This is a genomic window from Bacillus sp. 2175, assembly GCF_057812155.1.
This window is the reverse complement of record NZ_CM173819.1, coordinates 918,566-939,523: the sequence shown is the minus strand read 5'-3', so window position 1 is coordinate 939,523 and position 20,958 is coordinate 918,566. Positions and strand designations below refer to the sequence as shown.

Sequence of the window (20,958 nt, the reverse complement as noted above, 5' to 3'; positions counted from 1 at the left end):
AAATTAAAAGAGACTCAAACTTAAAAGTCTGAATCCCTCTGTGTTTCTCTTTCTTGATATTCGGTTGTATAGCGATACGTACCACGCGCTACATCTCGTCCCTCTAAAACAACAGGAACCTCCACAACTAAATCGCCACCAAGCGTTGGAATGACTCCACCGCCAGATGATCCTGAAGAATAATTAATCACTTGATTCGCAACACCAGCTGCCATAGCTTGTCTACTATTTGACATATTTCCATACACACCACTCATAACACTCTTTAACCCTGATAATTGACTCATTGAACTAGCCATCATCCGGCTCATATCACTCATTAGTTGATTCATAGTTCCAGTGATACCGAGTGATCTTTCTTTTGAAGATAACGGCGTAACTGTGATAGAATTCCCTCTTTTAGTAAACAGTTCGGGTCCTTTTTCTCCAGTAATAAATGAGCCATCTCCTACAGGCTTCCCGCCTTTAGCGAGCATTGGTACATGTGGAATAGTCGGCGCGCTAACTCCTGGTATATTGTTTAATAATTCTGCTGGTGTATTAAAACCATCTATAAATTTATTTATGATACGAATAATTCCATTGATAGCTGTACGAATACCACTTTTAATACCATCCCATACACCTAATACTGCTGATTTCATGCCTTCAAATGCTCCACTAACGGCATCTGTTACCCAACGAACAGGCGTCATAATGGCTTCTTTTAATCCATTCCAGACAGAAGATGCGGTTGACTTGATACCTTCCCAGATGTTTGAAAGTGTAGATTTAATACCATTCCAAATGCTACTACTTGTGCTACTAATCATGTTCCAAACCGTTGAAATCGCTTCTTTGATGCTATTGAATACAGAACTCGCTGTGGAAACAATTGCGTTCCATAAGCTAGATAGATAGCTTTTAATCGTATTCCATACTGCACTTGTTGTGGAGCTAATCGTATTCCATGTATTCACAATCCAATCTTTTATTGAGGTGAATATTGGTGTTACAAAAGCTACTAACCCGTTCCAGCACGATTGTAAGAAATTCTTAACAGCATTCCATACAGACGTTGTTGCTGAACTGATTGTATCCCACACAGCAATGATCCAGGACTTGATTTGTTCAAAAATCGGCATAACAAACGCTACAAGCCCATTCCAACAGGAAACTAAGAAATTCTTAATTGTTTCCCATACAAGACTTGTAGTAGAACTAATGGTATTCCAACATTCAGAAATGAAATTCTTGATACTTTCAAATATTGGCGTAGCAAAGTATAAAATAGCCGTCCAAATCGCTTGTAAGTATTGTGTAATAAAATTCCATACAGTTTGAATCACTGTGGAAATACCGTTCCAAATCATAGAGAAGAAATCAGCAATTCCTTGTAAAATAGGAGTTAGAAAGGCAACTAGTCCATTCCAAGTATTAACGAAAAACTCACTAATCGCTGTCCACACTTCGGAAGTGGTTTCGCTAATACTATTCCAAACTTCCGATAATGTTTCAACTACTCCATCCCATATTCCAGTCAAATACTCCACAATGGAATTCCATATTTCTGTAGTAGTTTCAACAATAGAATTCCATATTTCAGATAAAGACTCAACTATCCCATTCCATAACTCTATTAAGTATTCTTTAATCGAATTCCAAACTTCCGATGTAGATTCACTAATACTATTCCAGGTTTCACTTGCCCATTGTACAATTCCATCCCATACGCCTACTAAGAATTCCCCAATTGCATTCCATGCATCAATGGTCCATTGTTTGATGTCGTCCCAATTTTTATAAATGGCAACACCTAAAGCGACAACAAGTGCTACTATTATCGGAATAATAGCAACCAACCCTGTCATCGCCCATCCTATACTTGTTATAACAGCAACTATTGGCGCTAAAGCCATGAATGCTCCTGCAATTACACCAATAGCAACTGCGATAGCTGCCAAAGTAGCTGCTAATTCAGGATTATTGGAAATCCATTCAGAGAATTTAGAGACAAGATCTGCTATAACTTCAAGAACAGGCTGAAGAGCAACTTGTAAATCTTGCATGGCTTGTTGAAATTTAACCGCTGGAGATGCATCTATTTTAGAAGTAGCACCCTGTAAGTCCTCTACTCCTTTTTTTAAATCGACTTGTTTACCTTCCGCTTTCAAAATGGTGTCGATAATTTTCTTCCCTTGGTCTTCCCAAAGAGTACCGAACATCTTCGTGCCAAGTGCATTTCTGTCTGTTGCATTTTCAACACCGGCTAAAGCTTTGGTGGCTTCAAGCATCGCTTTTTGTCCACCTTCGCCACCTTGAGCGATAGCTTGACCCCATTTTTCAAACTGATCCGCCGAAATTTTTGTTTTATCTAAAACCGCTTGCATAGATTTATCTACACCTGCACCAAACTCAGCCATTTTGATACGTCCTTCTTTAACACCGTCTAATAGGTTATCGATATTCCAACTCTTAGTATCTACTCCTGCTGACATAATTCCTTGGACTTCTTTAGCCGAAAATCCAGCTTGAATCATTTGATCCCCATATTCAGCGATAATATCTAATTGTTCTGGTGGAAATCCTGTTTTTAATAATGTATTAACTAGCCCCAATGCTTCCTCGTTCGTAATACCTAACGTTGCACCAATCTCATTGGTTTCTTGTATAAGTTCATTAAAATCAATTCCAGCGTAGGAGGCTGCAATAGTCGCTGCTCCTTTAACTATAGCGGCATTTGTTTCGTCAGAAGCATCTTTATTTAATGCCCACTGTCGGCGAACTCCTTCTAATGCCTCTTCAGCATCAATACCATACGTACTAACGCCCCTAATCGCTTCTTCCACTGATTTTTTCGAAGACTCTGGAACATCGAAAGTGATATCAATCTTAGTTTTCAATTTTGACATATCCATTGCTTTTTCAACTGCACTAGCAATACCGCCACCAGCTGCCATTCCACCAATGACGTTTTCAAGTCCTACTTGGAGCCCTTCAAACTTCTTCTCTGTTCTCTCAGCTTCTTGTTGTAAATCTCTCAACTCATTTCGTACTTGCTGAATTGAATTCCCAGCATCCACAGATCGTAGCGCACGTTGTAACTTTTCAATATCAGCTTCTGTTCCTAATGCTTCGCGTCCAATAATCCCAATTGCTTGTTCTAATTGCTTACTTGTTGCTGCACCGTTTCGAATTGCATTTACAAGACGATTACCTAATGCGCCTGCAAAATCATCAACGCTTTTTCCTGTAGCACTAAACAACGTTTCTAATTGTCTTGTTGAACTCGCTACATTCTCTTGTTCAGATTTCATATTACCAAGCTTATTTTTCAGCCCATCAAGTGATCCTTGTGTAAATTCAATTTCACGCCTAAACGCGCGGTACTGTTCTTCAGAAATTTTTCCATTTTGAAATTGTGCTTGCACTTGTTGTTCGGCTGCCTTCAATTTATCTAGCTTTTCCGTTGTATTTTCAATTTGTTGCGTCAATAACTTTTGCTTTTGAGCTAAAGCTTCCACATTACCAGGATCAAATTTCAAAAGACGTTCTACATCTTTTAATTCATTTGTTAAATCATTGCTGCGTTTATTCACATCTTTTAATGCATTTTGAAGACCTGTGGTTTCCCCACCAATTTCAATGGTGATCCCTTTAATCCTTCCGGCCATAATTTAACCCCTTTCTTAGAATGAATCAAAGTCTTTTTGGTTTGCTTTTCTGACTTTTTCTTTGTCTGGATTCTCCATTTCAGCGAATTCAGCAATGTAATCAAAGCAATCACCAATCGTCATGACGTCCAGATCCCAATGCGTTAATTTCGCTTTATAACAAAGAGCAAGGAACGTATCAGTGGTTAATTCTTCATCACTGAACGTCCCTTGCTCTCCATTACTTTTGTTTATTTTTTTTTTGCTCCCATTGTACTTTGAATCATATCCATAATTTCCGGGATAATATCCGAAATAGGGAATTCATCAAAACCGTCTAACCATGTAATTGGTTCGGCAATTTCTGGATTTGCTGTTTTCGCATATAACCAAACTAAATCATATACAACTTCAAAATCTAGCTTACTTAAATCCGCATTAGCTAAATCAATAGTGGCTAGTGAACCCTCTTGAGGATTTGAAGGAGACAAAATCCCTAACTTAAACATATCAGCAAATAAATCACGTCTGAATTGTGCTTTATATCGTTTAACAGTAGCTGCTGTACTTTTTAATCGGACTTGTTTTCCATCTATTGTAATTGTCTTTTCCATTTACTATTACGCTCCTTTTGGTGCTGCTGGTTTTTTAACGTACACTTCCTTGTACCAATTTTTATAAATTTCTTGCGTTGTTTTAGATGTTGTTTTTGTTTTAACCATAGGTCTTCCCCCTGGTGCTAAAATAATTGGACTAGAAACAAACTTCAGTTCATTTGTATTTGGCTCAGCTGAACTTGTTTTTGTTTTAGATGCAAGTGTTGGACGACTTGCTGAACAGTTATACATAACATGTCGAGTTGCATTGACATCACCATCAAACTCAAATAATAATGCGAATGGTTTTCCTTTTGCATCAGCCAATTCATTCAATACACCATCTGTTTCGTCTAATTCCTCACCAAGTGCATCAATAGCAAACTTTTCTGGGATAGTAGCAATACTTAATGTTCCATCGTAACCCTGATTATTACTTGCTGCGTAATAAAGCATGTCATCCGCATAGAATTCAATTAAATCACCGCGTGGCTCAAATGTTAGTTCCACTCCACCAGGTAATGGAATTGGTGTACCAAATGTAACTAAGAAATCCTTAATATCTAATGGCACGTAATGTACATTTTTCAAACCGAATGTTACCTTGTTTTCATTCATTTACAACAACCTCGTTTCATATATTTTTTGAAATAGTTTTTCAGATTCAATAAAAGTCCCATATGACTCATATGGAATCTCATAATCATCCAGGACTTGTTCTAGCTTGGCTTCTGCAACTAAATCCTTCTTAGTTGTATAAAGCTCTATATTTACATCATTTATTTTGTGATAGGTCTTATTGTCGGCTGCCATGTTAGGTGATCCATCTACAAAGTAGCAAACATAAGGCGGTGAAGGTACGGGAACACCTGGTGTTTCAGTGAAATGCGAATAAGCCACAGGATAACCTGTAGCCTCAAGAATTTTCTTTAGTTCACCTAATGTCATTGCCCAATCGCCCTTTCAACACGTTCAACAAAATCATGAATCGCATGTTCTTCAGCTGGTGCAATATGAACCTTTGCTGGTACTCGTCCACCATTTGCCTTCGCATGACCTTTCTCCAGTAAATGAGTAAGCTGCGGTTTTAAAGCATTATGAACAATAATTGCGTTCCCATCCTTCTTTTTTCGCCAACCTTTACTATACCTACCTGTATTTTTAGGGCTTTTTTGCTTTAATTCACCCACTAAATTATCCGCTACCTCTTCCTTCGCCACTTCCATGTCTTCCTCAATTACATTGGCATATCTTTGTAGTTCCCTAGCAATTTCATTGGATAAATCATCGATATTAGCCACCTGTCTTCACCTCACAATAGAGTTCAATTCTTTCATCGTCTCTTTCGTATGTGCGATAAATGTTGTATTTCTTGTTGTGATACTGTACTTTCTGTTCTTCTTGATAATCCAATGTGTAAACAATCAATACACATTTGGGCTTAAAACCATTTTGACCAGCTTGAAAGAATTCATTTTGAGAAACACTTTTTTTCTCACAAAATACTTGTCTTGTAAACTCTTCTGCTACTTCTATTTGTCCTAAATCGTCTGTAGTAGTCGTTACAACTGGAAAGAATACAATGTCATTCATTTGTAATCACCTGCTAAAGTGAGATGATTTTTCAACATGTTATACGATGCCTGGAATCTTTCAGCCTCTTTGACCTCAGCAACAAATTCTGCTTTGCAATATACTTTTATCGCTCTTTTGATTAACGGATCATCGTCATGATTCGCTTTAATAGAAGAAACACCCGACAACATTAAGTCGTGTCGAGCTTCCTCTATTGCATCGTTTATTTCATCGTCAAGGGCATCATGAGAAATGCGCAATGCCTTTTTTATATCTTTTAAAATCATGATTCGTTACCCCTCAATGATTGTTCAGCTGACATCGCTTCCTCTTTCCCTTGCACTTTTTCACCATTCGATAATTCATACCATCCACCGCCAGTATGCTTAGGGAATGTAGAAATCTCTTTATTTCCTTTTAAGAATCCTTTTTCAATTAAAAAGGCAACACGTTCCGAATCATTTGACTCGTACATATCGCCTTTTGAATATCCAACTTTTGTTTCTTTATCAATGAAAGCATTCAAGACTAAATGATTCATTGTATCACTCCTTTATTAAGCTGCTGGAGCTTTTTTTAAAACAACTAAAGAGTTTTTGTCTACTACTTTACCATCCACAATCATAATTGCCTTTGTAACTTGATCGTCAGTTTCATTGTCTTCATATTTCTTAACACCCATTTGGTAGTTTGTATTCAGAATATAATCCTTGTAATTAAATAAGAATGCAAATGTTGTTCCTTCAGTAGCCGTTGCGAAACTATCAACATAATTACATAGAACAACTGGACGACCTAATAAAATGCGTTCTGGTTTACCGGAAATCCCGTAATTTGTACGTGCAATCGGCTGGCCGTCTGCATCTGTCATTGCCGAAAATTCCATAAATGTCTTTTTCGTCATCGTCCAAATCGCGCTTGCTTCATACTCAAGTGGTAAAGCCGCTTCTGCATCTGTTAACGTTTTGTAGTTAATTTTCGCAACATCTAATGCTTGTCCGTCAACAGGTGTTTCCGCTAGAATCCCTTTTGGCTTACCAGACCCATCACCACTAACAATCGCTTGTTCAATCGCTTTTGTCATAGCTTCCACAATATTATTAATTAATGTTGTTTCAAATACCGCAAGAGACATTGTTTCTACTTCAAGAGAAACCGCTACGGCACAACGTAATTTGTGATAGTTGAAAGTAATGCTTCCTGTAGTTTTCTTTTGTTTATCACTTCCAGAACTTTCAGCAACCCATGTTGCGACTGGTTTAACTGTTGAAGTTGGTACTGTTACGCCGCCTTTAATAGCTGTACGAGTAATTAAAGGTAGAATCATTCCTACCGCTTCAATCTTTTCGATAATTTTATCTAATACTGTTTGTGGGATAACAGAACCGATGTCACTTGTTTTCGTAACAGCATTTGCACGTAATTCAGCTGGAATTGTTTCACCGCGTAATACGTAATTCATAAAAGCATTACGATATTCAACTGTATTTGTACCAAGTTCACGTTTTTCATTTGATGGATCCGTATTAAATGTTTCAATCTTATTAGTACCAGCTGCATTTCCTTCATTAATTGAACGTGCTTCATTTAAAAGTTGTTCACGCTTCTCAATCGCTGCCAACTGATTATTAATATCTCGTAACTCTGTTTCAATTGCATCAAGGTTATCAATAGAGCGAGTTTCATCACTTAATAATTCACTGATTTCAGATTTACGTTTTAATAATTGTTCTTTATTCATGTTCAAAGTCCACCTTTTATAATAATGTTTGTAAATATAGTCTTCTGCGCTTTTCCGAGCGCTTTTTTTCTTCTGTAAAATGTTTATAAGGATCATATCCCCTAGCACTTACTTCTGAATCTGGGTAAGCTGGGAAAGCTACTGCGCTAACTTCTAATAGTTTTGCTTTTGTAACAGTTCGTAGCATCAAATCATCATCTGGTTCTTGGATTTCTTCGCTTATCATGCTAAACCCAAACGAAACACCATCTACATCTCCACGCTTAATAGATTTGTAAGTGTCATTACCTAGAGTTGTATCTGGTAAATCCAATTCAAAGCGTAAGCCCACGGCATCCTCGCTCAAACGTAACGTATTATTCTTTGTTCTTCCCAGCACTTTAGATGTATCATGAGACCATAAAAAACGTTGGTCATCATTTTGTAATGTTTCTGTGAATGCTCCATTTTTAAATTGCTCACGAAACTTACGATAATATCCCATAACTACGGATTTCTTTTCCCACTTTACTGCATAGCCTATAAGTGTCCGATTTCCGTTATCATCTTCTCTAATTTCAATCTTCTGTGTTACTATTTCCCTTGTTTCCGTCTTGTCCATTATCCCCACCTCCTCGTATGATAAAGTTAGGTTTTTTAGGAAAGGGATTTACCTATAAACCCGTGAGTATCTAGTTATATGAGATACTTATATTTGTAGATAGAGTGTTGCCGACCACCTCCTTGAATCTTTGTATTCGGTTGAAAGAATGGTACCTCTGTCTAATAAGTAGTTTACGAATGAGTTGGATGTTGATGACCATTGGTCATTCTTCGTATCTCTTACGAGGTAGTAGCGCTTATTAGTTCAGAGGAGGACAACACTATCTAACACTGATTAAAATAGGGGTGTAAGCTATGTTCTATTTAGGTATTGATATCGCTAAACATAAACATTATGCGTCCATTATCGACCAAACTGGAAAACCTATTACTAAGCCATTTCCCTTTCAGAATCATAAAGAAGGCGGACAAGCACTGTTAAATTGGATGTACCAATATATTGAGTCTCCTACAGAAATACTGATTGGAATGGAGGCAACAGGACATTATTGGTTAGCCGTTTATTCTTTTCTACTTGATCATGGCTTCTCAGTCGTTGTATTAAATCCAATTCAAACCAATGCTTGGCGAAAAGGAACAGAAATTAGAAAGCGAAAAACAGACGCCATTGATGCCACTATGATTGCCGATATCATTCGATTCGGCCGTTTTGTTGAAACCCCACTTGTGGACGAGAAAATGTTCGCTCTAAAACAAATGAGCCGCTTTCGTAATGCGCTTGTAAGTAATATGAGTGATTTAAAACGAAAAGCTCTTGTCGTATTAGATCAGACTTTCCCAGAGTACCAAAGCATCTTTTCGGATGTTTTTGGTAAAACTTCTTCGCAAATCTTACTTGAATATGCCTCTCCTAGTGACTATGAACAGATATCTATTGATGATTTAACACAAATAATTGAGCAAACCAGTCGTAATCGACTGGGGAAGAAAACAGCCAACAAGCTAATGGAATTAGCCTCTAATTCGTTTGGTGTTACCTTCTGTAAAGACGCTTTTTCCTTCCAACTAAAAATGTTGATGGAACAAATTCGTTTTATCGAAGATCAAATCAAAGAATGTGAAGAAGAAATGTCACAACTTTTAATTGATTTAGATACTCCTATCATGACAATACCTGGTGTTGGGCCCATTTTAGGAGCCACTATACTAAGTGAAATTGGGGATATTCACCGCTTTGACAAACCATCTAAACTTGTCGCTTACGCAGGCATTGATGCCTCTGTGTCCCAATCTGGACAATTTGAAGCCTCAGGTACGTCTATATCCAAACGTGGTTCTTCTCATTTGCGTAGAGCCTTATTCCAAGCGGCTATTACAGCGCATAAACATGACCCTGTATTAAAAGCTTTTTATGAAAAGAAACGAAAGCAAGGAAAGCACTACTATGTTTGTATAGGGGCGGTAGCTAGAAAGCTGTGTTACATTATCTATGCCATTCTTAAAAGCAATAAGCCTTATGAAGTACCACCTCACACAACAGAAACATGACCTTTTCATTTTTTTTGAAAATCCTTAGGTTTATTTGGCACGCCCTTTTTTAGAAAAACACCCCCTATTTATATAAAAAACTCCCCTTGACTTCTCATAGTTGGTCTTTAACAGTTGTATTTCCGTCTTTAACTAACGCTGTATCTAGTCTTCGAATCGGCTTGTCGCCACCTTCAATTGGACCTACAGAGAGAATAGAACGCCATTCATTCGGTGTCATTGCTCCTCTATCAACCATTTGAACTAAATTCATTTTAGTCTGCATAGAAGCATATTGAAGGCTTGCTGCTTCGAAAATAATTTTGTTCCCAAAGCCACGTTCCCTACGTGAAAAAAACTTCCTGGTAAATTCCCCAGAAAGTTGCATTGCTAACGGTTCAATTTCAGATTCATAGTAAGCATTCCATTCATCCTCATTGTATTTACTTTGAATGATTTTTTCGTTTGTATTAAAGAAGTTATAAATTCTCTGTGTTGTTTCTTGCATTTGTTTTGAATCTGGAACAAATGCTTCTGGTTTAACTTGTTCTAAATCATAGCGCGGATCAGATGAAGCTGCTCCACCGTTTTCATTATCAATACTCAAATAATTTTTCTTGAAATTTTGAACTTGTGCATCAATGTCCTCTTGTTTTAAAACCGATTTGAATTTTAATATCCATTTCACCACTGCACTATTTTTAATTGCTTTCACAATTCCTTGATCGGTAGTTGTAACAATATCCATTAAGGAAGATAAAGCTTTACCTGGATGTTCACCAAAGAAATCATCTTCGTTAAAATCTTTTCTAAGGTGGATAACATCGACATATGGAACGGTCATTCTCTTCCCATTTTTAAAATAAAAAGTAAGAAAAATATCACCTTGAGCTCCCTCTACAACTTCTACTGTTACACATGGCAAAGGATAAATTTCAATTGGAACTCCTAATTCGTCCCGTTTGATATATGCAAAGGCGTTATGGTTCAGCTCTAGCTGTACAGTCATTTTTTCTTGGAATATTTGACCTGTCATTAATGGATTCGGTTCTTCTAAAATGAATCTAATATACGGCTCTGGATTTACTTTAAATTCATTTGCATTATCTCGTATATGCTTTGCTATTAATTTACCAACAGCCTTGGCTTTAGGACGTATACAGGCTCTGATAATATCACTTTGATAGATATTCCCATTCCACGAGAAAAAGCCCCCTCCATTATCGTTTATCATTTCAAAACGGGTCGTAGTAGGCGGTTGTTTTCTACCGAATATTTTGTTGAATAACCCCAATTCCTCACCTCCCTCAAATCATATTTAAGTAATCATTACGTTTTTCTTGAAGCACAACATATGCATTTAAAAGCGCTGCGGTTCCGTCAATTCTTCTACGCTGATTATTTGTTTTGTTCGGCTGTATGTTCAGGTTTTTATCCACATCAATGGCTGTATTCGATAAGCACCATTTATCAATGCTATTATTGTTGTAATTTACTAAATTAGACTCTAAATCTGCTCCTAATAATTTCATAGGGCTAGAAAGAGTTTGTTTCCCTTGGGCAACTGGAATCATTGCTTCTTTACCAAAGTAGCCTTCCATTTCCTCCACCCAATATTTTGCGGACCATCTATCATAACCGATCCACGGAATATAAATACCTAATTCATCCCTGACTTCTAAGAACCATTGTGTTACAAATTTATAATGAACTGAATTACCTGGTGTTGTTCTCAATATTCCTTGTTCTGCCCATAAATTATATGGAATCTTATCTTCTTTACTTCTTTGCTCAAGCAAATCTTCAGGAAGCCAATACATTTGTAATACATAGACATGCGGATCGTTTGGAAGCATAAAAATAACCTTCGCTGCGGTTAAATCAGTTGTTGAAGATAAATCACAACCGCCAATCCCATAAGAAGGCTTTAATTTTGCTACATCAAAGGTAGCCTTGTTATTTAATTGTTCAAATGTTAACCAGGCTTCTGTACTTGTTTCGCGGATATTAAAATCTTTTGTTAGTAAGTTCTTAACTAGCAAAGAATTTGCTTTCGCTTTGTTTACCTTTGTTTCAAGTTGGTCTATCTTTTTTATCGTACCTAAACCAGGATTAGCTTTTTTCCATTTAGTATTATCAGTCCATTCCTCTCTTTTATCCAACTCATATATGATTGGTAAAAAGCGATCGTCTTTATAGCCGTCTGGATCGTCCAAACCATTTAAAAGCATTTCGGCTTCTTCATATTTCATATCGTAAACTGATTCACGAATGGTTCCAGCTGTTGTAATCATAAATATCATTGGTTGTTCCCTTGAAGAAGTACCATCCACTATAACGTCATATAGATTCTTATCCTTCCAAGCATGTATTTCATCCATCATCGCTCCATGAACATTAAGACCATCAAGTGTTTCTGAATCACTTCCCAAAGGTTTAAACGTACTATCATTAAAATCTGCATTTAATTCACGAACAAGCGGTTTAATTCGTTTTAATAATACGGGGGATTTCTTAACCATCCTTTTAGCATCTAGCCAAACTAATTTCGCTTGGTCTAATTTAGTAGCAACTGCATATATTTCTGCACCTGGTTCACCATCGGCAACTTGCAAATACAACCCTATTCCAGAAGCGATTGTTGACTTTCCATTTTTACGAGCCACAATTAAGAGTACTTCTCTATACTTTCTCGTCCCATCAATTTTATGAACAAATCCAAAAGAAGCTGCTAAAAATGCTTTTTGCCAAATCTCCAATTCAATTGGCTTACCGCCCCATTTACCTTTTGAGTGTTTGCAAAAATTCTCAATGAATTCTATTACATGATTGGCTTTATTCGCATCGTACTCAAATACAGAAGAGGTATCGTATATATCATTAACGAGTTTCTTATATATCCGCCTAACTTTACTAGATACAGTTACTTCCCCTGCTTCAATGAGATTGTAATACTCAATAATTGGATTATAAGTTAATGGATACTGTTTTCTTATTCGTTTACTCATTTTTTATTCACAAAGTCTTCAAACCCATCATCCTCTTCTTTAGGCTGTTCTTTCGGAAGCAAGTCAGTTAGTTGTTTCATTACCTGTACATGGTTTTTTATCATTGTATTGTATACTTCAACAGCTGAAGATTTTTTAACTCCAAATTGATTTGCTCCGTTTTGGTATTGTTCCGTAACACCATTCTGATTAATTTCTTCTTGCAGATCTTCTAAAGTGACAGCCATAAAAGCAGCGTTTTTTATGAGTGAAGAAACAGCTCTCTTTTTCTTCGGCTCTAAATTCTTTAATAAACTGTTTAATCGTGTCATCTCTCTCTTAATTCGTTTTTCTTTTTCTATATCTAAATTATCGCTCATAAAATTTCACTCCTCCCATGACCACACCCCCTATAGCAATGACCTGTGTGTTACGTGAAGCTCCCCTCTCGGTCCCCCTAAGGGGCTTTGCTTTATTTTTGAAAGGGGGGGCTTGGTTCTTTTTGTTCCTGATTCTTTTCTGCTAATAAACTATCAATTAGTTTATTAATTATATTTAGATGCGCTTCTTTTTCTTCTTCTAACTCTTTATCTGCATCTATCTCTTCTTTTAACGCTTCAATTATTTTAAGTACATCCGATAATTTTTCTTTACTTACATGTCCATCTAGTTCCTTGGTATCAATAGCATTAAAGACTATGCTAAGAGCAATAGCTTTCTCTAGCTTTGTTAGTTTCATATATTGTTTGTTTAGTACCCGCTCTACATCACATGTACAAATATCCATTCCCTTATTAGAATAGTTATTAATCATGAACTGTAACTTGTCTACTTGTTCTTTATTTAACACCTTACCATTACACTGCATCTCTAATCCCTCCTAATTAATTCACCGTTCTCATTAAACATTACATCTTCCCTCATCGGACTGTACTTACTAAATGTCTTAGTGTTATGACATTGTAAGCATAAGTATTGTAAGTTCTCATGGTTCAATGTGATGTCTGGATTGTTTATATTTACTGGTGTAATCTCCACTATATGGTCAACGATATATCCAGGTACTTCTTTGCAATGCTCACACATTCCATCTAATGTTGCAGCAATATATGCCCCCCTACATTTCTTCCATGCTGTTGATTTATAAAAGCGTTTTGCATATTCCTTAGCCATTCGCTTTGCTCACTCCTTACCATTCTCCTAATAACTCTCGTAACTTCGGGTGTCTGTATTCGTACCATTTATAGAAAGATAACCAAAATGCTTTTATTGTATCTTCATCACTTAATTGGAATTCTTCTTTTAAAAATTGGAATGATTCATTGTAGTGAAATCTTTCTACACTTTCACGCCAATTAACTAATGTACCTATTAAATAATGTCGTGTCATTTACTAAGCACCACCTATGTAATTTTCACATAATAAAAAGCACCCAATTTGGGTGCTCGATATACTGATATATTCATAAAAAAACATATAAAAAAACAGAGAAATTTACCCTCACCTATTGATACGCATAGCAATGCGTGTTATAATAAGTATAGAAAGTTGAAAGGAGGTAATAACGATTTCTAGTAGGGAAGTAATTAAGAGGTTAAAAAAAGAAGGATGGTTTATAGTGAACATTGAAGGCAGCCACCATCAGTTCAAACATCCTTCTAAGATTGGTAAAGTGACTGTGAAACATCCTTGCAAGGATATTCCAAAAGGTACACTTCGCTCAATCTATAAGCAAGCGGGTTGGTTATAAACCACCCCTTGCTTTCCCTAATTATACAAGAAATCGTTATAAAAACAAATTATGAAAAAAGACTATTACGTTTATCCCGCTATCCTTGAAAAGTCTTCAGATGGTTACGGTATTTACTTTCCAGACCTTCCTGGTTGCGTTTCTCATGCAGATACACAAGAAGACGCTTTAAAGGAAGGTAGAGAAGCATTAGGACTTCACTTATATGGTATGGAAAAGGATAATGAATCAATTCCCGAACCGACACCAATTGATAAATTAGAATTAGATACAGACGAAAATTCTTTTTTAATTGATGTTTGGATGCCACCACTTAGAAATAAAGACAAAACAACTTATAAAAGAAAAAATGTAACTCTTCCTTCTTGGTTAGAAGAATACGCAACTCATAAAGGCGTTAATTTTTCCGAGATCCTTGTAGAAGGTTTGGAAATGCATTTGGGCATTAAAGATAAAAAGAATACACCATAAAGGACGCCATGAGCGTCCTCTTTTTTATATAAGCTATTTGTTTACTCATATTCATTTTTTTATTCTTCTTTGAACCGACACTATAGATAGGCACGTATCAGCTCAAAGAAGAGCAAAAGCTCTCCTTATGGACCGTTTAATTATTTTGTATTCCTGCATAATCACAATTAGATTCTAAAGTTCTCTTTGTAATTATTTACTTGCCCTATAAACGCCAGTTCATTCAAACAGACATCCATAAAGCTTTATTCGGTAACCAACCCATTCAAATTTTACAGTTACTATTAAAAATAGAAAAGAGCAACCATGCACCAGTCGCTCTTACGTAAAATTCTATGCTATTACTATAATTCATTTTTTCAATAGATACCATATGTAAAACTTACTGTAAGAAAAGTGTAAGTTCCTCAGCAAGCTTTATCCTTCTAGAAATTTCAGCATGCTTCTGATATACATAACTACTACTATAGCCTAATTCCCTAGCTATAGATTCTAATGTTTTTCGTTGCACATACTTACCAAATAGAATTTTATTTTCTAGTCCTTCAAACTTACCAATTAATATTTTGAGGTCGTACTGATCGTTCATCTTATTCGCTAGTTCATATTCTATAGCCGCTATGTGTTCCTCTATTTTCGCACCATCTGAATCAGCAGTTAACTTATACTTTGATAAATCACCAACACTCCAACGCATTAATTCTCTTTTACTTCTATGCAATTTATTTTCTAAATAAATGATTTCATCTTCCAACTTTTTATAATCTTTAAACCATTCAAACAAGGGTTGGCTCACCTGCTTCCTCTTTCACCATGTAAACTCATTTCTTCATGTTACGTTTATTTAACTGTTTTCTTAAATGCCCGTAACTCACATTAAACTTTTTAGCAATTTCAATATATTTCATCCCATGTTCTTTAAGTTTCATGGTTTCTTCACAAATTGTATTCCATTCGTCTTCTGTTCTTTGTATGGATGTTTTAACAAAAACTTTACCACCCAAAACAACCCCTATTTCATTCAATCTCTTCCCTACTTCACACTTTGTCCAACAATACACAAAATCACGAGAACATTTATTGTCACACTGACGGCAATGATTATCTGTTAATCCTAGTATTTCCACCCTCGCTTCTTTTGGACTCATATAGTAACCATTCCTAACTTATCTACATGATATAAATAATCAACAGGTGCTCTATTAGTTTGTGGTACTATATACGCTCTTTTCTCAAATTCCTCTCTTGGAATAGACTTTCTTCCTCCGTCATACAGCATGGCTTCATAGTATTCTGCTACTACAGAAACAGGAACAAAATAAATAACCTGATCCGTTCTGAATTCTATTAAAAAGAAACAAAGTGCTCCCTGTTCTTGTGTATCCTTTAAATAGTCAATCTGGTGCCTACTTATATTATCTAACGGGAAGCTTGTGGTTTTTTCAGTAGATTTCGCTTCAAAATAAACAGCTCTTCCTTTGTACACACCGTCATAATCTACTGTAGATTTACTTTCCCATGCACTTTTAGTTATATTGCCTTTCTTATCTGTCTTTATCACTTTTATTGGTGTAGGGCGCTTATTAAATACTCCTACATTCGCCGCTTTATACATACGGCATGTATTGTTTAATAAAAGCTCAAATAACATTCCTCTATTTGCGTAACCCATGATACACCGTCTCTTTCCACTAAAATAATTATTTTTTACAAATTATAATCTTGTACTACCTGGCTTAAGAACTCTCTTACCGCGTTCTTCTTTCTTGCTTCGGGTTTAATTACAAGCTCAGTTACCTTAAATCCCAGCAATTCAGCACCTTCTATATTTCCCCTAAGCAAGTTATGTAAATTATGACTATAATACTCATCCGTTACCTCAATCACCAATTCAAGCTTATGACCAGCAGGAAATGTAAGCATTTTTGTTGCTTCTCTATATAATTCATCTTCTTCCATTCTCTTGTTGTGTCTTTGTAATTTTTCTTCAAAATCTTCAGATTTACTTATCTTTATCATTCTGTCTCACCTTTATCTAAAATAAGAATTTTGTAAAAAAATTAATAAATTCTCCAGCATTGTGCACTCTATACCTAAAAGGACTAATTATGAAAATTCTAAAATTCATCATCTTTACATTTGCCTGGATTATATATGCTGCATTTTTGTATGCCATATTCTTTTTATGATTATTTTTTATATACATAAGCTTAAGAATTATAAACTCTTTAATTTTCATCTTCCCAAAATAACTATTTTGTCCAGTTTTCTAATAGCTCTACATTCTCATAGATATTACCTTTTACATGATTTAGATTTAATTCACTCCACAGCAATTCAGCATGATCCACTCCGTTACAAATCCACCAAGCGCCTTCCATCTGCTTAACTGCTCCTGTGAATCCATCTGTTTCTTCCATACGATCATGAAATTCTTGATAGACAATGTCCCCTTCGTAAATTTCACTGCCTTTTACATCCTCAATTCCCGTGTATCGAAGTAACTCAACATCTTTCAAAGGAGAGATATACACCGCATAACAAATGCCATCAACGATATGTGCCAATTGCACTCTTTCTTTAGCAAAGTCTATAAATCCGACTTCATACATTTTCTCCATAACCTTGTCCCACGCCCGAAACTTAATATCTTCCATCTCTCATTCTCCTTTACGAATAATTTTTTTTACATTACACATACTATCTACGAGTCAGCTACATTCTTTCAAAACGGAGCTTTACCCCTCCGGACTGTTTAGGCATTTGGCAGGTGATTTGGTCAATTACCTGCCATTCCGATTAAAATAACGCTTTTGTTAAAAACTTTTTGTCCATGTAATCATTAGCAATGACTTTTCTGTTGACGGGCCACATTGATTCTTTATTTCTGGATCTAACCATCTATCCCCGAGATGATGTTCAGCTACTTCCTGTGCTATCTCAATAAATTCCCAATCAGATATACCCTTCAAATATTCAAGAGCTTTTTCTTTATCCATATCAACACTCCCCGTTTCTTAACAAAATTCAAATTTGATAACATTCCAGGACTCCCTCATTTAAGAAAGTCCTGGAAATATAGTTTATTTAACTTGAACCAATGGATTAGCTTCTCCACTTACTTGTGGTAACTTGCCATCCCATTTTTCAATTTTTTTAATTTCTACAATTTCTGGAGTTAAAGACTTCTTAATAATCTCATTTGCTTCAGCTTTTCCTCTCGCTTCCTCAATGGCTTTCTCTGCATTGATTGTAGCTTGCTTTTTCTCAATCTCTGCTTTTTCAAGGTTTTGTTGAGCATCTACTACTCCTTGAATCGCTTTTGCTGTATTTGCATCTGGTTTAGGAGCTTCTAACGTAACAGAATCTACTAAGAAGCCAGTAGTATCTACCATTTTTCTAAACTCCTTTTCTATTGCCCCATTAATTTCCCCTTGATGTTGGAATACTTCAAGAACTGAATAGTTAGAGAAAACGTTTAATGTAGCTTTCTTAAGTCGAGTTTGTAACCACCCGTTCTCAATCACATCTGGGGCCTGTCCTTTGAACTTGTTATAAATCTTAGGAAGTTTCTCTGCATCATTCATGTAATCATAAGATAGACTCACTGTTAACGGCTTTCCATCTTTGGTTTGTACGCTAAATTTATCTACTTTAACCGTTTCTGTTGAAATAGGATAAGCTGTTACACGTTTAAATGGTGAAACTAAGTGCCATCCTTGTCCTAAGGTCTCCTTTTCAATTCCTGTACTTCTGTTATAAACAACACCTGCATGTCCCTGGTCAATCACCTTTACACTCATTGCAGTTAAAATTCCACCTGTTAAAAGACTGAATCCTACTACTGCTGCACCTACGATTTTCTTTGTATTCATTTTATTTTTCCTCCTTGAACATGTTTTTAATTTTTAATACTACGTTTCCAATACACTCAAAAACTCCTAATTTACCAGCTATAATCCATAAAAATGACAACACCATGATACACACTATAATTCCTACAAATAACGAGAACATTGCATCACTCCTTTCTTTTTAGCTTCACAGCAATCCAGCGTGGTATTTTTGTATATTTTAAGAGTGCAAACATGGTAGTTTCCGTATCCCCATTCGCAAATGACCAACAAACTCTTCCCATCATTCTGTCCCACTTAAACGTTGGATCAATTTTTTCTTTGTATGGCCATAACGTTTTGTTCTCTTTAATAGTTATATTTCCCATACCTTTCCTAGCTTTTTTAAACCATTTGTAATCTTTATTGTTACCCTTACATGCATATAAACCATATTGAGTGCCTCTTGCATATCGCATTTTAAATGTATCCCCTTATCCTTTATTTGAGATTGAGCAAACTATTTATGCAATTGCTTTATCCAGCCATATCCTCATCAAAGAAAAGGATTTCTAAATTAGCTGTTGCAACTTCATACATTTGATTTGAATTCATGAGTTCTACAGTTGCTCTATCTTCTATTACATGTAACACACGATATGCATACACATCATCAGTTACAATATCACCAGAACGATACTCGTTCGGCTTACGTCCTTTTTGAGCAAATACACGTCTTACACTTTCTGCGTTGATTTCCTCAACTGTGGCATATCTACATTTATTCGCATGATTGTAGCCCCAATCACCATGTATTGTTCCTTCGCATCCCCACGATCCCCATAATTCCACTTTATTGTTAAATGTATCTTTAATCACTCGTTTCACTTGTGTAATAACTTTGTTATCCTTCAATTCGCATACAACCCATTGACCAGCAGCTACATTCTTTTCATCAATTTGGAAATTCATTCCCTATCTCTCCTTAATTAAAGATTTATGAATTCAAACTAATTTGCTATATAAGTTAGCTTTCTACGCTTCATTATTTCTTCTCTTGATGGTATAACCAACTTTGACCAAGGTGAAGCTTCTTTTGCCTTCTTTCCACATTCTGATCGTGTTAACACTGGAGTTGTTATGGCTTCTTCTACAGTCCACTTCAAACGTTTAACTCTGTCACGTGCCGTATTATAACTAATACCATTTAATTCAGCTTGTTCCGCTTGTCCATCAGTTAACACTTTATTTTTACATTTTGAATTGACTTGTTCCGCCAATTTTAATGCTTGATACTTATCTATAGGTGGCTTACTGATTGCATCAATCAATCTCCAACCTTTTTTTATTCTTGCTGTATAAGTTGAATGAGAGATACCATTTTTCAAAGCTATTTCTTTAATGTTTTTCCATCTATTTGCGTTATATCTTGATGGTTTTGTCATTGCAATTTCTTTGTCCCATCCCAAATTTCTAATCCTACGTGTCAGTAATTCATTACTAATTCCATTCTTTGCAGCCGCCTCATATTCTTCTGGAGTTATATAATAATCATATGGATTCCGCATGAGTATCTTCTCCTATTCAATTGTTAGTTAAGTTCTTGAATTTCTTTTAACGATCTATTCGAAACTTCAATACTACGAATCTTAAAACTATAATTCTTACGATATTTTTCACGAATTTTTAACGCCGCTTCTTCTTTCGTTTCAGCTTCACAAAATTCTAATTTAAATCCTGATTCTGTAACAATATCCACCATGTATGTATCTATAAGTGGCTCATAAATAAAATCATGATCTATTGTGATTTGTTCAGTCATTTAGCTCACCTTCTATCGGTGAAAGTGTAATAATCATTTGTTGCTCTAAAACGTTCCCTATCACAGCATTCATCCATAAATTAGGATTCATTTTTCTCATTAAAAATTCGATGACTACAATTAACTCTTCGGTAGATAAGGAAACAAATTCTCCTAAAGGTTCTTGATTGAACCTGCCACCACATTTTTCAATTGTTAGACCTACTTCGTTGTCAATCACGTACCTTTTTGCAGTTACTAAATCAAATTGACGGACTTTCTCACGGCCGAATCCTATTATTAATTCCTTTAGTACGTCATGAATGACACGAAAATCTAACACTTTTACTTTCTGTTCAAGCTGCTCTCTACACTGCTTGCATAAAGTCCTTTCCAAACCAGAAATATATATTTTACTCATATCAGACTCAGGAAAAGGATTTTCGCATTTATAACACTCTTCTCCAATTACATCTTCAAATGGATTTAACATGTAAATCG

General features: G+C 35.8%; 32 protein-coding genes. 4 read left to right on the top strand and 28 right to left on the bottom strand.

Annotation, left to right across the window (positions count from 1 at the left end):
* Positions 1-20: 20 nt before the first annotated feature.
* From ACXKY9_RS05145 to ACXKY9_RS05100, 10 genes are all read right to left on the bottom strand, one after another.
* The gene (locus ACXKY9_RS05145; RefSeq protein WP_015382231.1) at positions 21-3,653 is read right to left on the bottom strand and encodes a hypothetical protein; all 3,633 of its coding nucleotides are present in this window, start codon (positions 3,651-3,653) and stop codon (positions 21-23) included.
* A 230-nt stretch (positions 3,654-3,883) separates the two neighbouring features.
* The gene (locus tag ACXKY9_RS05140; RefSeq protein ID WP_000415929.1) at positions 3,884-4,246 is read right to left on the bottom strand and encodes a hypothetical protein; all 363 of its coding nucleotides are present in this window, start codon (positions 4,244-4,246) and stop codon (positions 3,884-3,886) included.
* Positions 4,247-4,252: 6 nt separating this feature from the next.
* On the bottom strand, positions 4,253-4,846 hold the full coding sequence (locus ACXKY9_RS05135) for a major tail protein (RefSeq protein ID WP_001004921.1): 594 nt from the start codon (positions 4,844-4,846) through the stop codon (positions 4,253-4,255).
* Complete coding sequence (locus tag ACXKY9_RS05130) at positions 4,847-5,176, bottom strand: hypothetical protein (protein ID WP_000172080.1); 330 nt, start codon at positions 5,174-5,176, stop codon at positions 4,847-4,849. It abuts the gene before it with no gap.
* Positions 5,173-5,529, bottom strand: coding sequence for an HK97 gp10 family phage protein (locus ACXKY9_RS05125; RefSeq protein ID WP_001273706.1), 357 nt, complete (start codon positions 5,527-5,529; stop codon positions 5,173-5,175). Before ACXKY9_RS05125 ends, ACXKY9_RS05130 begins: the two co-directional genes overlap by 4 nt.
* Entirely contained in the window at positions 5,522-5,821 is a 300-nt protein-coding gene (locus tag ACXKY9_RS05120; protein ID WP_000998123.1) for a phage head closure protein, read from the bottom strand. Before ACXKY9_RS05120 ends, ACXKY9_RS05125 begins: the two co-directional genes overlap by 8 nt.
* Positions 5,818-6,090 carry a head-tail connector protein gene (locus tag ACXKY9_RS05115; RefSeq protein WP_000600950.1) on the bottom strand — a complete coding sequence of 91 codons (273 nt, stop codon included), beginning with the start codon at positions 6,088-6,090 and terminating at the stop codon, positions 5,818-5,820. Before ACXKY9_RS05115 ends, ACXKY9_RS05120 begins: the two co-directional genes overlap by 4 nt.
* Entirely contained in the window at positions 6,087-6,344 is a 258-nt protein-coding gene (locus tag ACXKY9_RS05110) for a hypothetical protein (protein ID WP_001016250.1), read from the bottom strand. The genes ACXKY9_RS05115 and ACXKY9_RS05110 overlap by 4 nt, the downstream gene beginning before the upstream one ends.
* A gap of 15 nt (positions 6,345-6,359) precedes the next feature.
* A complete protein-coding gene (locus tag ACXKY9_RS05105; protein ID WP_001031425.1) occupies positions 6,360-7,544 on the bottom strand; it encodes a phage major capsid protein in 1,185 nt (394 codons plus the stop codon).
* 16 nt (positions 7,545-7,560) lie between these two features.
* Complete coding sequence (locus tag ACXKY9_RS05100) at positions 7,561-8,145, bottom strand: HK97 family phage prohead protease (protein WP_000361708.1); 585 nt, start codon at positions 8,143-8,145, stop codon at positions 7,561-7,563.
* Between the two features lie 296 nt (positions 8,146-8,441).
* Between ACXKY9_RS05100 and ACXKY9_RS05095 the strand changes: the two genes are divergently transcribed.
* Positions 8,442-9,635, top strand: a complete 1,194-nt coding sequence (locus ACXKY9_RS05095) for an IS110-like element ISBth13 family transposase (protein WP_000499523.1) — start codon at positions 8,442-8,444, stop codon at positions 9,633-9,635.
* A gap of 94 nt (positions 9,636-9,729) precedes the next feature.
* Here ACXKY9_RS05095 and ACXKY9_RS05090 read toward each other — a convergent pair whose 3' ends face one another.
* From ACXKY9_RS05090 to ACXKY9_RS05065, 6 genes are all read right to left on the bottom strand, one after another.
* Entirely contained in the window at positions 9,730-10,908 is a 1,179-nt protein-coding gene (locus ACXKY9_RS05090; RefSeq protein WP_000522435.1) for a phage portal protein, read from the bottom strand.
* 13 nt (positions 10,909-10,921) lie between these two features.
* Positions 10,922-12,610 (bottom strand): terminase large subunit, encoded by a 1,689-nt coding sequence (locus tag ACXKY9_RS05085; protein WP_033676369.1) that lies wholly within the window; start codon positions 12,608-12,610, stop codon positions 10,922-10,924.
* An 8-nt stretch (positions 12,611-12,618) separates the two neighbouring features.
* Complete coding sequence (locus ACXKY9_RS05080; protein ID WP_001282601.1) at positions 12,619-12,981, bottom strand: hypothetical protein; 363 nt, start codon at positions 12,979-12,981, stop codon at positions 12,619-12,621.
* A gap of 92 nt (positions 12,982-13,073) precedes the next feature.
* Positions 13,074-13,469 carry a hypothetical protein gene (locus ACXKY9_RS05075; protein ID WP_001149928.1) on the bottom strand — a complete coding sequence of 132 codons (396 nt, stop codon included), beginning with the start codon at positions 13,467-13,469 and terminating at the stop codon, positions 13,074-13,076.
* A 2-nt stretch (positions 13,470-13,471) separates the two neighbouring features.
* A complete protein-coding gene (locus ACXKY9_RS05070) occupies positions 13,472-13,774 on the bottom strand; it encodes an HNH endonuclease signature motif containing protein (RefSeq protein ID WP_001051281.1) in 303 nt (100 codons plus the stop codon).
* Positions 13,775-13,790: 16 nt separating this feature from the next.
* The gene (locus ACXKY9_RS05065; protein WP_000196707.1) at positions 13,791-13,991 is read right to left on the bottom strand and encodes a hypothetical protein; all 201 of its coding nucleotides are present in this window, start codon (positions 13,989-13,991) and stop codon (positions 13,791-13,793) included.
* Positions 13,992-14,163: 172 nt separating this feature from the next.
* Between ACXKY9_RS05065 and ACXKY9_RS05060 the strand changes: the two genes are divergently transcribed.
* The 3 genes from ACXKY9_RS05060 (at position 14,164) to ACXKY9_RS05050 (ending at position 15,152) form a co-directional block, all read left to right on the top strand.
* Positions 14,164-14,352: a type II toxin-antitoxin system HicA family toxin gene (locus ACXKY9_RS05060; RefSeq protein ID WP_080546591.1), complete on the top strand. Its 189-nt coding sequence runs from the start codon at positions 14,164-14,166 to the stop codon at positions 14,350-14,352.
* 51 nt (positions 14,353-14,403) lie between these two features.
* The gene (locus ACXKY9_RS05055; protein ID WP_000711196.1) at positions 14,404-14,823 is read left to right on the top strand and encodes a type II toxin-antitoxin system HicB family antitoxin; all 420 of its coding nucleotides are present in this window, start codon (positions 14,404-14,406) and stop codon (positions 14,821-14,823) included.
* A gap of 200 nt (positions 14,824-15,023) precedes the next feature.
* Positions 15,024-15,152, top strand: a complete 129-nt coding sequence (locus ACXKY9_RS05050) for a hypothetical protein (RefSeq protein ID WP_003286080.1) — start codon at positions 15,024-15,026, stop codon at positions 15,150-15,152.
* 53 nt (positions 15,153-15,205) lie between these two features.
* Here the strand turns inward: ACXKY9_RS05050 and ACXKY9_RS05045 are convergent, their stop codons facing one another.
* The 12 genes from ACXKY9_RS05045 to ACXKY9_RS04990 form a co-directional block, all read right to left on the bottom strand.
* Positions 15,206-15,607: a hypothetical protein gene (locus ACXKY9_RS05045; RefSeq protein ID WP_033676375.1), complete on the bottom strand. Its 402-nt coding sequence runs from the start codon at positions 15,605-15,607 to the stop codon at positions 15,206-15,208.
* A 37-nt stretch (positions 15,608-15,644) separates the two neighbouring features.
* The gene (locus tag ACXKY9_RS05040; RefSeq protein WP_038413362.1) at positions 15,645-15,971 is read right to left on the bottom strand and encodes a hypothetical protein; all 327 of its coding nucleotides are present in this window, start codon (positions 15,969-15,971) and stop codon (positions 15,645-15,647) included.
* The gene (gene recU, locus ACXKY9_RS05035; RefSeq protein WP_000540088.1) at positions 15,968-16,495 is read right to left on the bottom strand and encodes a Holliday junction resolvase RecU; all 528 of its coding nucleotides are present in this window, start codon (positions 16,493-16,495) and stop codon (positions 15,968-15,970) included. Before recU ends, ACXKY9_RS05040 begins: the two co-directional genes overlap by 4 nt.
* A 35-nt stretch (positions 16,496-16,530) precedes the next feature.
* Positions 16,531-16,842 (bottom strand): hypothetical protein, encoded by a 312-nt coding sequence (locus ACXKY9_RS05030; protein ID WP_000590880.1) that lies wholly within the window; start codon positions 16,840-16,842, stop codon positions 16,531-16,533.
* Positions 16,843-17,075: 233 nt separating this feature from the next.
* Positions 17,076-17,480, bottom strand: coding sequence for a YopX family protein (locus tag ACXKY9_RS05025; protein WP_000389429.1), 405 nt, complete (start codon positions 17,478-17,480; stop codon positions 17,076-17,078).
* Between the two features lie 159 nt (positions 17,481-17,639).
* Complete coding sequence (locus ACXKY9_RS05020) at positions 17,640-17,822, bottom strand: hypothetical protein (protein ID WP_000356654.1); 183 nt, start codon at positions 17,820-17,822, stop codon at positions 17,640-17,642.
* Between the two features lie 84 nt (positions 17,823-17,906).
* A complete protein-coding gene (locus ACXKY9_RS05015; RefSeq protein WP_001093039.1) occupies positions 17,907-18,698 on the bottom strand; it encodes a prohibitin family protein in 792 nt (263 codons plus the stop codon).
* Positions 18,699-18,844: 146 nt separating this feature from the next.
* Positions 18,845-19,135 (bottom strand): hypothetical protein, encoded by a 291-nt coding sequence (locus tag ACXKY9_RS05010; RefSeq protein ID WP_001268033.1) that lies wholly within the window; start codon positions 19,133-19,135, stop codon positions 18,845-18,847.
* A 58-nt stretch (positions 19,136-19,193) separates the two neighbouring features.
* Positions 19,194-19,628: a hypothetical protein gene (locus tag ACXKY9_RS05005; protein WP_001010921.1), complete on the bottom strand. Its 435-nt coding sequence runs from the start codon at positions 19,626-19,628 to the stop codon at positions 19,194-19,196.
* 38 nt (positions 19,629-19,666) lie between these two features.
* Positions 19,667-20,224 carry a hypothetical protein gene (locus ACXKY9_RS05000; RefSeq protein WP_015382228.1) on the bottom strand — a complete coding sequence of 186 codons (558 nt, stop codon included), beginning with the start codon at positions 20,222-20,224 and terminating at the stop codon, positions 19,667-19,669.
* A gap of 23 nt (positions 20,225-20,247) precedes the next feature.
* Positions 20,248-20,478, bottom strand: a complete 231-nt coding sequence (locus tag ACXKY9_RS04995) for a hypothetical protein (protein ID WP_000139235.1) — start codon at positions 20,476-20,478, stop codon at positions 20,248-20,250.
* On the bottom strand, positions 20,471-20,950 hold the full coding sequence (locus ACXKY9_RS04990) for a hypothetical protein (protein WP_000933912.1): 480 nt from the start codon (positions 20,948-20,950) through the stop codon (positions 20,471-20,473). Before ACXKY9_RS04990 ends, ACXKY9_RS04995 begins: the two co-directional genes overlap by 8 nt.
* Positions 20,951-20,958 lie beyond the last annotated feature (8 nt).